Origin of the sequence: Thiocystis minor, assembly GCF_016653465.1 — a bacterium.
Lineage (GTDB): Bacteria > Pseudomonadota > Gammaproteobacteria > Chromatiales > Chromatiaceae > Chromatium > Chromatium minus.
On the sequence record NZ_NHSQ01000049.1, the window covers coordinates 17,013 to 31,591 of the forward strand.

Sequence of the window (14,579 nt, forward strand, 5' to 3'; positions counted from 1 at the left end):
AAGTAGAACTGCGGCCGGTAGCCGTTGAAGAAGGGGGTGTGACGCCCGCCTTCGTCTTTGCTCAGCACGTAGACTTCGGCTTCGAAGTGGGTGTGCGGGTGAATCGACTTGGGCTTGGCCAGCACCTGGCCGCGCTCGACGTCTTCGCGCTTGGTGCCGCGCAGCAGCACGCCGACGTTGTCCCCGGCCTGGCCCTGGTCGAGCAGCTTGCGGAACATCTCGACGCCGGTGCAGGTGGTCTTGACGGTGTCCTTGATGCCGACGATTTCGACTTCCTCGCCGACCTTGACGATACCGCGCTCGATGCGCCCGGTCACCACGGTGCCGCGCCCGGAGATGGAGAAGACGTCTTCGATGGGCATCAGGAAGGCGCCGTCGACGGCCCGCTCGGGCTCGGGGATGTAGCTGTCGATGGCGTCCATGAGGCGGTCGATCGACTGGGTGCCGATCTCGCTGTCGACGCCTTCGAGGGCGAGCTTGGCCGAACCGGTGACGATCGGGGTGTCGTCGCCGGGGAAGTCGTATTTGGCGAGCAGTTCGCGCACTTCCATCTCGACGAGTTCGAGCAGCTCGGGGTCGTCGAGCATGTCGGCCTTGTTGAGGTAGACGACGATGTAGGGCACGCCGACCTGACGCGAGAGCAGGATGTGCTCGCGGGTCTGGGGCATGGGGCCGTCGGCCGCCGAGACGACGAGGATGGCGCCGTCCATCTGCGCCGCGCCGGTGATCATGTTCTTGACGTAGTCGGCATGCCCGGGGCAGTCGACGTGGGCGTAGTGACGCTTGGTCGTCTCGTATTCGACATGGGCGGTGGCGATGGTGATGCCGCGCGCGCGCTCCTCGGGGGCGTTGTCGATCTGATCGTAGGCGCGCGCCTCGCCGCCGAATTTCTTCGACTGGTGGGTGGTGATCGCCGCCGTCAGCGTGGTCTTGCCATGGTCGACGTGGCCAATCGTGCCGACGTTGACGTGGGGCTTGCTACGTTGGAATTTTTCTTTGGACATCCCGCTCTACCCTTAATCGTTACTGTTTCTTGGAGACCGCTTCGGCAATGCTGGCGGGCACCTCGTTGTATTTGCTGAACTCCATGCTATAGGTCGCGCGACCCTGGGTCGCCGACCGGAGATCGGTCGAATAACCGAACATCTCCGAGAGGGGAACCTCCGCACGGATGATCTTGCCGGATGGCGCATCTTCCATTCCATGGATCATGCCGCGCCGGCTATTCAGGTCACCCATGACATCGCCCATGTTGATCTCGGGCGTCACGACCTCGACCTTCATGATGGGTTCCAGCAACACGGGCCGCGCCTTGGCCACGGCTTCCTTGATCGCCATGGAGCCAGCGATTTTAAAAGCCATTTCGCTCGAATCGACCTCGTGATAAGAGCCGTCGTAGAGCGTTACCTTGATATCCACGATCGGGAATCCAGCCAGGATGCCGTTTGTCATGGCCTCCTTGATACCTTTATCCACTGCCGGGATATATTCCTTCGGCACGGTTCCGCCAACGATCGCGTTGACGAACTCGTAGCCACCGCCCGCTTCCTGCGGTTCGACCTTGATATAGACATGGCCGTACTGACCGCGACCGCCGGACTGACGGGCAAACTTGGTTTCCTGCTGGACCGTCGAGCGAATGGTCTCGCGATAGCTGACCTGAGGCGCGCCAACATTGGCCTCGACCTTGAACTCGCGACGCATACGATCAACGATGATTTCAAGATGCAGCTCGCCCATGCCGGAGATGATGGTTTGCCCCGATTCCTCGTCGGTGCGCACCCGGAAGGAAGGATCTTCCTGGGCCAGCTTCGAGAGGGCAATGCCCATCCTCTCCTGATCGCTCTTGGTCTTGGGCTCCACGGCAACCGAAATAACGGGCTCGGGGAACTCCATCCGCTCCAGCGTAATGATGTTGTTCAGATCGCACAGGGTGTCACCGGTGGTGACATCCTTCAGGCCCACAGCGGCGGCGATGTCGCCCGCGTGGACCTCCTTGATTTCATGGCGCTCGTTCGCGTGCATTTGCAGGATGCGCCCAATCCGCTCCTTGCGACCCTTTACTGGGTTGTAAAGCGTGTCACCAGACTTCAACACACCGGAATAGGCGCGGAAAAAGGTCAAGGTGCCGACAAAAGGATCGGTGGCGATCTTGAACGCAAGCGCGGCAAAAGGCGCATCATCGGAGGCCGGGCGCTCGGCTTCGGTCTCATCTCGGTCGTCCAGGATACCCCGAATTGCCGGAACATCCAACGGAGAAGGCATATAGTCTAACGCTGCGTCAAGCATCGCTTGCACGCCCTTGTTCTTGAAGGCCGACCCGCACATCATGGGAACGATTTCGCTTCTGAGAGTGCGCGCACGAAGGCCAGCCTGGATTTCCTCGTTGGTCAACGGCTGACCATTCAGGTACTTTTCCATCAGCTCTTCATTCGCTTCGGCCGCGGCCTCGATCATGGCCTCGCGCCACTCATTGCTGAGTTCGACGAGATCCTCCGGAATTTCCCGCAGCTCGTATTCCATGCCGCGCGAGGCCTCGTCCCAGTAGACGGCCTTCATCTGCACCAGGTCGACGACACCCTTGAAGTCTTCTTCGGCGCCGATCGGCACCTGAATCGGCACGGCATTACCGCCGAGACGGTCCTTCACCTGCTGCACAACGCGAAAGAAATTGGCGCCCATGCGATCCATCTTGTTGACGAACGCAATACGCGGAACACCATACTTGTCGGCCTGACGCCAGACGGTCTCGGACTGGGGCTCGACACCGCCGACCGCGCAGAACACCGCGCAAGCACCATCGAGCACGCGCAGCGAACGCTCGACCTCGATCGTGAAGTCGACATGCCCGGGAGTATCGATGATATTGATCCGATACTCGGGACGCTGGCGGCTCATGCCCTTCCAGAAACATGTCGTTGCCGCGGACGTGATGGTGATTCCGCGCTCCTGCTCCTGCTCCATCCAATCCATGGTCGCCGCGCCATCGTGCACTTCCCCGATCTTATGGGAGACACCTGTATAGAACAGGATGCGCTCCGTCGTAGTAGTCTTCCCGGCATCAATGTGCGCCATGATGCCCAGGTTGCGATACCGCTCGATAGGTGTGCTACGTGCCACGACTGAATCCGCCTTGATGAATCTAAAGAACGCTGAACCAGAGGCTACCAGCGATAATGCGAGAACGCCTTGTTGGCTTCCGCCATACGGTGCGTATCTTCCTTTTTCTTGACCGCAGAACCACGAGAATCCGCCGCGTCCATCAACTCGCCAGCCAGCCGCTGCGCCATGGATTTTTCCGAGCGCTTGCGGGCTGCATCGATCAGCCAACGCATGGCGAGCGAATTGCGGCGCGCCGGGCGGACCTCGATCGGCACCTGATAGGTCGCGCCACCCACGCGCCGGGATTTTACCTCGACCGCCGGACGCACGTTTTCCATGGCCTGCTCAAGCAATTCCACGGGCTTGCCGCCCTTTTTTTCGACGACCTGATCGAGGGCACGATAAATAATCCGCTCGGCCACGGATTTCTTTCCATCTTCCATCATCATATTGATGAACTTGGTCAACAGCTCGCTTCCGTGCTTGGGATCTGGAAGGACTTGGCGACGGGCGGCTACGCGTCTTCTCGGCATGATCTCTAAGGCTCCGACCTTATTCGTTGAACTGGCTTGCTTCAGGGGATCGCGGAGCGATCAACTATTTTTTCGGGCGCTTGGCGCCGTACTTGGAGCGACCCTGACGCCGTTTCTCGACCCCGGATGTATCCAGAGTGCCACGCACCGTGTGATAGCGCACACCCGGCAAATCCTTAACGCGCCCACCGCGAATCAGAACCACCGAATGCTCTTGAAGGTTATGGCCTTCGCCGCCGATATAGGTCGCCACTTCAAACCCGTTGGTCAGACGCACGCGAGCGACTTTCCGCAAGGCTGAATTCGGCTTTTTCGGGGTCGTGGTATACACGCGCGTACAAACCCCGCGACGCTGAGGACAAGCCTCAAGAGCGGGCACATTCGTTTTCGTCACGCTCCGCTTGCGGGGCTTCCGGACGAGTTGGTTGATCGTTGCCATGCAATCTGTCTCCAGCGGCGCCCTCGCGCCATCATCACGAGAGTCAAGCGACACCTGCGCGGCAACTTGCCAGCGATATTGGACGCCAGCACTCACGCACGAAATGCGATCGATCGACTCGGGGACCGGGCGGATTTGCCCAGACCAAGGAACCGGACCAAAATGAGACTGGCCGGCGCAAAGCCGGCCAGCTAAGACAGACCAGTATAGGGAGCCAGCCAAGAGCTGTCAACGTTTACGATTCATTGACTGCTCTTGCTGACGTTTAACTCGCCTCAGACGTATTGAGCGCTTTCTTCAACGCCTCTTCCGGACCTTCCGCAACGTCGCTCGGAGCGGATGCCTGGCATTCCATCTGGCGTCTGCGGCGGCGATCCTGATGGTGGGACAGGCCCGTGCCGGCGGGAATCAGACGCCCGACGATGACGTTTTCCTTGAGCCCAGCGAGCCGGTCGGTTGAGCCGCGCACGGATGCCTCGGTCAGCACGCGGGTCGTCTCCTGGAAGGAGGCGGCGGAGATGAAGGACTCGGTCGCCAGCGATGCCTTGGTGATGCCTAGCAGCAACTGCTCATAGAGCGCGGGCTGCTTGCCCTCGGCCATGACCCGCTTGTTCTCGTCCATCAGAACGGAATGCTCCACCTGTTCGCCGCGCAGCAGCCGGGTATCGCCCGGAGCCGTGATCTCGACCTTGCGCAGCATCTGCCGGACGATGACCTCAATATGCTTGTCGTTGATCTTGACGCCCTGCAACCGATACACGTCCTGGATCTCCTTGACCAGATACTCGGCCAGCGCCGTGACGCCTTTCAAACGCAGGATATCGTGCGAGGCCAGTTCGCCATCGGCGATGACCTCGCCACGCTCGACGCGCTCGCCGTCGAACACGTTGACATGACGCCACTTGGGGATCAGCTCCTCGACCGTTTCGCCATCGTCGCGCGTGATGATCAAACGCTGCTTGCCCTTGGTGTCCTTGCCGAAACCGATGGTTCCGCTCGCCTCCGCCAGCAGGGCCGCTTCCTTGGGTTTGCGTGCCTCGAACAGATCCGCCACCCGCGGCAGACCGCCGGTGATGTCGCGGGTCTTACTGGACTCCTGCGGAATCCGCGCCAGGATGTCGCCGACGCCGACATTGGCGCCATTGGCGACGCTGACGATCGCGCCCGAGGACAGCGCATAGCGCGCCGGCAGGTCGGTCCCCACAATGTTGAGTTCGTTGCCGTCCTCGTCGAGCAGCTTCACCATCGGCCGCAGATCCTTACCCGCGGCTGGACGCTGCTTGGGATCGATCACCGCCAGCGAGGCCAGACCCGTGACATCGTCGACCTGGCTCTGCACAGTGACGCCATCGATGAAGTCCTCGAACTCCAGCTTGCCCGCAACCTCGGTCACCACCGGATGGGTATGCGGATCCCAACTGGCGACCACATCGCCCGGCTTAACCGTATCGCCATCGGCGACGCGCAGGGTCGCGCCATAGGGAACCTTGTAGCGCTCCTTCTCCATGCCGCGCTCGTCGACCACGGTCAACTCGCCGGAGCGCGAGACCGCCACCAGATTGTTGCCCGAGTGATGCTGCACCGTTTTGATGTTGTGCAGCCGCACCGAGCCGCTGTTCTTGATGTCAATGCTGTTGACAGCCGCCGCCCGCGAGGCGGCGCCACCGATATGGAAGGTCCGCATGGTGAGCTGGGTGCCTGGCTCGCCGATGGACTGCGCGGCAATGACGCCGACCGCCTCGCCCATGTTGACGCGATGACCGCGCGCCAGATCGCGGCCGTAGCATTGCGCGCAAACGCCAAGCCGCGCCTCGCAACGAATCGGCGAACGCACGCGAAGCTGATCGATCCCGATTTCATCGAAACGCTCGACCCATGCCTCGTCAAGCAGCGTCCCGGCCTTGCAGACCAGTTCGTCGGTCCCCGGCAGGTAGACATCCACCGCGCAGACACGCCCGAGGATCCGCTCGCGCAAGGGCTCGACCACGTCGCCGCCCTCAATGATGGGCGTCATCAGCAGTCCCTGCTCGGTCCCGCAGTCTTCCTCCAGCACCACCATGTCCTGCGCCACGTCGACCAGACGCCGGGTCAGATACCCCGAGTTGGCGGTCTTCAGCGCGGTATCGGCCAGTCCCTTGCGCGCGCCGTGCGTCGAGATGAAGTATTGGATGACGTTCAGACCCTCGCGGAAGTTCGCGGTGATCGGCGTCTCGATGATGGAGCCGTCCGGCTTGGCCATCAGACCGCGCATCCCGGCAAGCTGACGAATCTGCTGCGCGGAACCGCGCGCGCCGGAATTGGCCATCATATAGATCGAATTGAAGGAGTCCTGCTTGCGTCGCTCGGCCACCCGCTTGCGGGTCTCGCCGAAGCCGCCGATCACCCGCTCTCTCAGCCCATGCCCCTTGATCTGATCGAGTCCGACGATCTTCGCCACCTCGGGACGATATTCCTCCAGCAGCGACACGGCCAAGTCCTGGAAGGCCGCGACGTCCATCTCGCCCCGTCCAAGCTGCTCTCCCGCCTCTTTCAGACGGGTCTGCCAGACATTGAAAAGCTCGCGCGTCGCCGGACGATCCGACTCGTTGATCGCGCTGTAGATCCCCTGGCGATATTCGGCGACCAGACGCTGCGCCTCGAACACCGGGCTGGACTCGGCGGACTCGCTGCCGAGCTTGCTCATCATGGCCTTGGCCACCTGATCGTTGGTGCGCGACCAAATGTCGACCACCTTGTTATAGCGCTCGCCGTTGGTGACCAGACCCGAGGCATACTGCTGCTGGATCTCCTGCACCTCGGCCTCGGCCCCCGCCAGCAGCGCGCCCTTGTCCATCCTGGGATCGTGCTCGTCGCGCGGCACTTCCATGTCATCCAGACCGATCGACACCCCGGAGCGCGTGGCCATGCGGAACCCGAGATACATGATCTGGTCGGCGAAAACCACGGTCTCCTTGAGACCGAGGCGGCGGTAGCACATGTTGATCAGCAGCGAGATCTGCTTCTTGCCCATGGCGCGGTCGACCAGATCGAACGGCAGACCATCGGGCACGATGGCGAACACCAGCGCGCGTCCAAGCGTCGTGTCCTTGATACCGATCACCTCGCGCAGTTCGCCATCCTTGCCCTTGATGACTTCGCGGATGCGCACCTTGCAGCGCGCGTGAAGCTCGGCATGTCCGGTCTCGTAGGCCCGGCGCGCCTCGTCGATGTCGGAGAAAACGCTGCCCTCTCCTTTCGCATTCACCCGTTCGCGGGTCATGTAATAGAGGCCCAGCACCACGTCCTGCGAGGGCACGATGATGGGCTCGCCGTTGGCCGGCGAGAGGATATTGTTGGAGGCCATCATGAGCGCGCGCGCTTCGAGCTGCGCCTCCAGCGACAGCGGGACATGGACGGCCATCTGGTCGCCGTCGAAGTCGGCGTTGAAGGCGGTACAGACCAGTGGATGCAACTGGATCGCCTTGCCCTCGATCAACACCGGCTCGAACGCCTGGATGCCGAGACGGTGCAGGGTCGGGGCACGGTTGAGCATCACTGGATGTTCGCGGATGACCTCCTCCAGGATGTCCCAGACTTCCGGCGTGCCGCGCTCGACCATCTTTTTGGCGGCCTTGATGGTGGTCGCCAGACCGCGCAATTGCAGCTTGCTGAAGATGAATGGCTTGAAAAGTTCGAGCGCCATCCGCTTGGGCAGACCGCACTGGTGCAGCATGAGCGTCGGACCGACCACGATGACCGAACGGCCCGAGTAGTCCACGCGCTTGCCGAGCAGGTTCTGACGGAAACGGCCCTGCTTGCCTTTGATCATATCGGCGAGCGACTTGAGCGGGCGTTTGTTGGTGCCCGTGATGGCGCGTCCGCGCCGCCCGTTGTCGAGCAGGGCGTCGACCGATTCCTGGAGCATGCGCTTTTCGTTACGCACGATGATGTCGGGCGCGACCAGATCCAACAGCCGCTTGAGACGGTTGTTGCGGTTGATCACGCGCCGATAGAGATCGTTGAGATCGGAGGTTGCGAAGCGCCCGCCGTCGAGCGGCACCAGCGGACGCAACTCCGGCGGCAGCACCGGCAGCACGGTCAGGATCATCCATTCCGGACGATTGCCCGAAACGAGCAGCGACTCCATGAGCTTGAGCCGCTTGGCGAGCTTTTTGATCTTGGTCTCGGAGTTGGTGCTCTGAATTTCCTCGCGCATGCGCCGGATCTCGGCGGCCATGTCGATGGTGCGCAGCAGTTCGTAGACCGCCTCGGCGCCCATGCGGGCGTCGAACTCGTCGCCATTAGCCTCCAGTGTCTCCAGATACTGCTCGTCATTGAGCAGCTGACCCCGCTCCAATTCCTGAACCAGGCCCGGATCGATGACGACGAAGGACTCGAAATAGAGGATGCGCTCGATATCGCGCAGGGTCATGTCGAGCAACAGTCCGATGCGCGAGGGCAGCGACTTCAGGAACCAGATGTGCGCGACCGGGCTGGCCAGGTCGACATGGCCCATGCGTTCGCGGCGCACCTTGGCCAGGGTCACCTCGACGCCGCACTTCTCGCACACCACGCCGCGATGCTTGAGCCGCTTGTACTTGCCGCAGATGCACTCGTAGTCGGTGATGGGGCCGAAGATTTTGGCGCAGAACAGCCCGTCGCGCTCCGGCTTGAAGGTGCGATAGTTGATGGTTTCGGGCTTCTTGACCTCGCCGAAGGACCAGGAACGGATCATCTCGGGGGAGGCGAGTCCGATCTTGATCGCGTCGAATTCGAGAGCCTGACCCTGTTGTTTGATGATTTTAAGCAGATCTTTCAAGACCTTTATCTCCTACCTGGAATAACTGGCGGCGGCGCGGGAGGGGTAGAACCGGCCCCGGCCAAAACCGAAGGGCGCAGCGAACCCATCTTTGACCGCGACCGATGCAACCTCTTCGTCAATCCTGTTGAAGCTCGATATTGATGGCGAGCGAGCGAATCTCCTTGACGAGCACGTTGAAGGACTCCGGCATGCCGGCCTCCATGCGATGGTCCCCATCCACGATGTTCTTGTACATCTTGGTGCGACCGTTGACGTCGTCGGATTTCACCGTGAGCATCTCCTGCAGCGTGTAAGCCGCGCCATAGGCTTCCAGCGCCCAGACTTCCATCTCGCCGAATCGCTGACCGCCGAACTGCGCCTTGCCGCCCAACGGTTGTTGGGTGACCAGACTGTAGGGGCCGGTGGAACGGGCGTGCATCTTGTCGTCGACCAGATGGTTGAGCTTGATGATGTACATATAGCCGACGGTCACCGGACGCTCGAACTGGTCCCCGGTGCGGCCATCGAAGAGGATGGTCTGACCGCTCGGAATTCCCAGCGCGGAATTGTCGCGATCGGCGAGTTGGAGCATCGCGTGGATCTCCTCCTCGGTCGCGCCATCGAACACCGGCGTAGCCATGGGCACGCCGCGGGTCAGATTACGCGCCAGTTCCAGAATCTCGTCATCCGAGAAACTCGCGAGATCCTCGGACTTGCCGCTGCGGTTATAGACCTTGTCCAGGAAGTCGCGCAATTCGGCCACCGCGCTCTGCGCCTGCAGCATCCGCCCGATCTTGACGCCCAGACCGTTGGCCGCCCAACCCAGATGGGTTTCCAGCACCTGTCCGACATTCATACGCGAGGGCACGCCCAGCGGGTTGAGCACGATGTCCACCGGAATGCCATCGGCCGAGAAGGGCATGTCCTCCACCGGCACCACCTTGGAAATGACGCCCTTGTTGCCGTGACGGCCGGCCATCTTGTCGCCAGGCTGAATGCGGCGCTTCAGGGCCACATAGACCTTGACCATTTTGAGCACGCCGGGCGCCAGATCGTCGCCGCTCGCGACCTTACGTTTTTTGACCTCGTAACGCTCGCGGAATTCGTCCCGCTGCTGTTTGACCTGGGACGCGATCGCTTCGAGCTGGACGGCGATCTCCTCCTCCTGCATGCGGATCTCGAACCACTGATCGCGCGACCCCCTCTCCAGCAACCCATGGAGATAGGTCTTGGTGATCTTGGAACCGGGCTTGAGACTTCCCGGCCCACCGTCAGCGACCTTGCCGACCAGCATCTTTTCCACGCGCTGAAAGGTATCGTTTTCCATGATGCGCTGCTGATCCGCGAAATCCTTGCGCACGCGATCCAGTTCCAGTTCCTCGATCTGGTGCGCGCGCTTGTCCTTCTCGACCCCGTCGCGGGTGAAGACCTGCACGTCGACGACCGTGCCGTTCATGCCGGACGGCAGGCGCAGCGAGGTGTCCTTCACGTCGGATGCCTTTTCGCCGAAGATCGCGCGAAGCAGCTTCTCTTCCGGCGTCAACTGCGTCTCGCCCTTGGGCGTGACCTTGCCGACCAGAATGTCGCCATCGCGCACCTCGGCGCCGACGTAGACAATGCCGGACTCGTCGAGCTTGGACAGCGCAGATTCGCCCACGTTAGGGATATCGCCGGTGATCTCTTCCGGCCCCAACTTGGTGTCGCGGGCCAGACAGGACAACTCCTCGATGTGGATGCTGGTAAAGCGGTCTTCCTGCACCACGCGCTCGGAGATGAGGATGGAATCCTCGAAGTTGTAGCCGTTCCAGGGCATGAAGGCGATGCGCAGATTCTGCCCCAGCGCCAACTCGCCCATGTCGGTGGACGGCCCGTCGGCCAGCACGTCGTCGCGCGCCACGATATTGCCCGGCTTGACCAGCGGATGCTGATTGATACAGGTGTTCTGATTCGAGCGGGTGTACTTGGTCAGGTTATAGATGTCGACGCCCGGCACACCAGGAACGGCCTCGTCATCATTGACCCGCACCACGATGCGCGCGGCGTCCACCGACTCGATGACGCCGCCCCGGCGCGCCACCACGCAGACGCCCGAGTCCTTCGCCACCACGCGCTCCATCCCGGTGCCGACCAGCGGCTTTTCGACCCGCAGCGTCGGCACCGCCTGACGCTGCATGTTCGAGCCCATCAGTGCCCGATTGGCGTCGTCGTGCTCCAGGAAGGGAATCAGCGAAGCCGCCACCGAAACGATCTGGCGCGGCGAGACGTCCATGTACTGGACTTCCTCCGGCGCCCGCATTGCAAACTCGTTGGCATGTCGGCAGGAAACCAACGCATCCGTGAGCCGCCCGTCGTCGTCCAGCGTCGCATTGGCCTGGGCGATGACGAAATTACCCTCCTCGATCGCGGAGAGATAATGGATTTCCTTCGTGACCCGACCGGCCTCGACCTTGATGTAAGGGGTTTCGAGAAAGCCGTAGGAATTGGTCCGCGCATAGACGGCCAGCGAATTGATCAGACCGATATTCGGGCCTTCCGGCGTCTCGATCGGACAAACCCGGCCGTAATGGGTCGGATGCACGTCGCGCACCTCGAAGCCGGCACGCTCGCGCGCCAGACCGCCTGGGCCGAGTGCCGAAACACGGCGCTTGTGCGTGACCTCGGACAGCGGATTGTTCTGGTCCATGAACTGCGAGAGCTGGCTGGAGCCGAAGAACTCCTTGATCGCCGCCGACACCGGCTTGGCATTGATCAGTTCCTGGGGCATCAGGCCCTCGGATTCGGCGAGCGACAGACGCTCCTTCACGGCGCGTTCCACTCGCACCAGACCGACGCGGAACTGATTCTCGGCCATCTCGCCGACGCAGCGAATGCGGCGGTTGCCCAGGTGATCGATATCGTCCACCGTGCCGCGTCCGTTGCGCAGATCGACCAGCACCTTCAGCGCCTCGATGATATCCGAGGTCTCGCCATGCTCGGCGACGAGCTTCTTGGAAAACTCGTCGTTGCGGCCCTTGAAATAGCGGCCGTCGTAGATCACGCCCGGCCCGTTTTCCGACGCACGTCCGAGCCGGCGATTGAACTTCATCCGCCCGACGGCGGAGAGATCGTAGCGATCCGGGGTAAAGAACAGGTTATGAAAGAGATTCTGCGCGGCTTCCTTGGTGGGCGGCTCGCCGGGGCGCATCATCCGATAGATTTCGACCTGCGCCTCCAGATCGCTGGTGGTGGGATCGATGCGCAGGGTTTCCGACAGATAAGGCCCCTGATCGAGATCGTTGACGAACAGCGTTTCGAGGGTCTCGGTGCCCTTCTGCAACAGCGTCTCCAACAACTCCGGCGTCACTGCGGAATTAGCCTCGGCCAGCACCTCGCCGGTCTCGGTATCGATCTGGGCGTAGGCCAGAATCCGCCCGACCATGAAGTCCGCAGGCACCTCCAGACGCTCGACCCCGGACTTCTGAAGGTCGCGGATGTGGCGCGCCGTCACGCGACGCCCGGCCTCCACCAGAATCTCCTCGCCGATCTTGACATCGAAGCCGACCGTCTCGCCGCGCAGACGCTCGGGCACCAGATCCAGGGTCACGTCGCGGCCCTGGATGCGGAAGGTATCGGTCTCGAAAAAGCGTGACAGGATATCTTCGACGCCATAGCCGAGCGCGCGCAGCAGGACAGTCGCCGGCAGCTTGCGGCGACGGTCGATGCGCACGAAGACATTGTCCTTGGGATCGAACTCGAAATCGAGCCAGGAGCCGCGGTAGGGAATCACGCGGGCCGAGAACAGCAGCTTGCCCGAGGAGTGGGTCTTGCCCTTGTCGTGGTCGAAAAAGACGCCCGGCGAACGGTGCAACTGCGAGACGATGACGCGCTCGGTGCCGTTGATGATGAAGGTACCGGTCTCGGTCATGAGCGGCAATTCGCCCATGTAAACTTCCTGCTCGCGGATGTCCTTGACCACCCTGGAGCCGGACGGGGCATCCTTATCGTAAATCACGAGGCGCAGCAGAACACGCAGCGGCGCCGCAAAGGTCGCGCCGCGCAGGTGACACTCGCGCTCGTCGAAGACCGGATCGCCGAGACGATACTTCACATACTCAAGGACGGCATATCCAGAATAGCTCTCGATCGGAAAGACCGACTTGAACGCCGCGTGCAGCCCGACATCCCGACGGTCCTTCACCGAGGAATTGGCTTGCAGAAACTCGCGATAGGAATCGATCTGCGTGGCCAGAAGGAACGGCACGCCCAGAATGCTGGGACGCTTGCCGAAGTCTTTGCGGATGCGCTTTTTTTCGGTGAACGAATAGGCCATTATGCCTTCCCTCGAGGTGCTTGCTTGGATCCCTGACGGGGCGTGGACGTTGCTGCGGGTTGCTGACAGCAAGGAACGAGCATCAAAACAATGGCGCGGTCAGCGCCGGGCCCGGCATCGGAACCGAGCAATGAAAAGCCGCCGGGGCGTCTGGACCCAACGGGAAAAGGCCGGCGGTTCGTCGCCGCCAGCCTCATCGCTTTGCCGGAAAAGTGACGACGCAATGCGCCGTTACTTGATGTCGACAGTGGCACCAGCCTCTTCAAGCTGCTTCTTGGCGTCTTCGGCCTCGGCCTTGGAGACGGCTTCCTTAAGGGTCGTCGGTGCGCCTTCGACGGCGTCCTTCGCTTCCTTCAGGCCCAAGCCGGTCAGCGCGCGCACAACTTTGATGACGGCAACCTTGTTGGCGCCGAACGAAGAGAGGATGACATCGAACTCGGTCTGTTCCTCAACTTCAGCAGCCGGACCGCCAGCACCAGGTGCAGCGGCGGCGACGGCGACGGCGGCGGTCACGCCAAACTTTTCTTCCATCGCGCTGATGAGGTCGACGACCTCAAGCACGGTCATGTTGCCAATCGCTTCGAGAATCTCGTCTTTCGAAACGGCCATGGGTTTCTCCTGAAAATCTGAATACGGTTAATCGGGTTGCGGGTCGAGCGAGGACGCGGCTTAGGCGGCCTCTTTGGCATCGCGAATCGCGGCGATGGTGCGGACCAGTTTGCCCGGCACCTCGTTGATGGTCGCGGCGAGCTTTTGCACGGGAGCCTTCATGACGGACATCAGCAGACTGATCGCCTGATCGTAGGTCGGCATCTTGGCAAGATTGCCAATCTCCGAGGGATCGAGCAACTTGCCGCCAAGGGCGATGAGTCGCACCTTGAATTTGTCATGATCCTTTGCAAACGCCTCCAGGACACGCGCCGCCGAACCCGGATCGGTCTGCGAAAATGCGAGGATCAGCGGGCCCGTGAGCCCCTCTCGCATGCAGGCAAAATCCGTGTCTTCCAGCGCGCGCTGGGCCAGGGTATTCTTGACAACGCGAATATAGACGCCGGCCTTGCGTGCTTCCACGCGCAGCTTGGTTAGTTGTTCCACGGTCAAACCCCGATATTCGGCTCCGATGGCCGAATAGGCACTCTTCGCGACGTGCGCGACTTCGGCGACGATTGCTTCTTTTTGCGCAAAATTCAGCGCCACTGTCGTCACCCTTTACGGTTGGTAGCCCGGCCGAGGCCGAGTGGCATTCCAGGACAGCGCATCCCGCGCCGCGCTGAAACGCCAAAAACGTGCGCCGTCATCAGCAAAGACCGCCGATTCGGGAGCACCGTCTGCGCAGGCGTCGAAACCATTAAGCCCCGCCGGCCCAATCCCTGATGGCCGTTGGGACACCTGCGGTCTTTGACGGCCTCCAGCGAT

8 protein-coding genes are annotated in these 14,579 nt (G+C 61.7%); all 8 read right to left on the reverse strand.

Annotated features, from left to right (window positions below; genetic code table 11):
- Nucleotides 1-1,004, reverse strand: a 1,004-nt coding sequence (gene tuf / locus CCR95_RS05000) for an elongation factor Tu (protein WP_201092433.1), incomplete at its 3' end; no start/stop codon positions are given.
- A gap of 19 nt (nucleotides 1,005-1,023) precedes the next feature.
- Nucleotides 1,024-3,120: an elongation factor G gene (fusA, locus tag CCR95_RS05005; RefSeq protein WP_201092506.1), complete on the reverse strand. Its 2,097-nt coding sequence runs from the start codon at nucleotides 3,118-3,120 to the stop codon at nucleotides 1,024-1,026.
- A gap of 44 nt (nucleotides 3,121-3,164) precedes the next feature.
- Complete coding sequence (gene rpsG / locus CCR95_RS05010) at nucleotides 3,165-3,635, reverse strand: 30S ribosomal protein S7 (RefSeq protein ID WP_201092439.1); 471 nt, start codon at nucleotides 3,633-3,635, stop codon at nucleotides 3,165-3,167.
- A gap of 64 nt (nucleotides 3,636-3,699) precedes the next feature.
- Entirely contained in the window at nucleotides 3,700-4,074 is a 375-nt protein-coding gene (rpsL, locus tag CCR95_RS05015; protein ID WP_201092440.1) for a 30S ribosomal protein S12, read from the reverse strand.
- A gap of 265 nt (nucleotides 4,075-4,339) precedes the next feature.
- Complete coding sequence (rpoC, locus tag CCR95_RS05020; protein ID WP_201092441.1) at nucleotides 4,340-8,872, reverse strand: DNA-directed RNA polymerase subunit beta'; 4,533 nt, start codon at nucleotides 8,870-8,872, stop codon at nucleotides 4,340-4,342.
- Between the two features lie 118 nt (nucleotides 8,873-8,990).
- Nucleotides 8,991-13,163, reverse strand: a complete 4,173-nt coding sequence (gene rpoB / locus CCR95_RS05025) for a DNA-directed RNA polymerase subunit beta (protein WP_201092442.1) — start codon at nucleotides 13,161-13,163, stop codon at nucleotides 8,991-8,993.
- 231 nt (nucleotides 13,164-13,394) lie between these two features.
- Nucleotides 13,395-13,772, reverse strand: coding sequence for a 50S ribosomal protein L7/L12 (rplL, locus tag CCR95_RS05030; protein ID WP_201092444.1), 378 nt, complete (start codon nucleotides 13,770-13,772; stop codon nucleotides 13,395-13,397).
- Between the two features lie 60 nt (nucleotides 13,773-13,832).
- Nucleotides 13,833-14,360: a 50S ribosomal protein L10 gene (rplJ, locus tag CCR95_RS05035; RefSeq protein WP_201092446.1), complete on the reverse strand. Its 528-nt coding sequence runs from the start codon at nucleotides 14,358-14,360 to the stop codon at nucleotides 13,833-13,835.
- Nucleotides 14,361-14,579 lie beyond the last annotated feature (219 nt).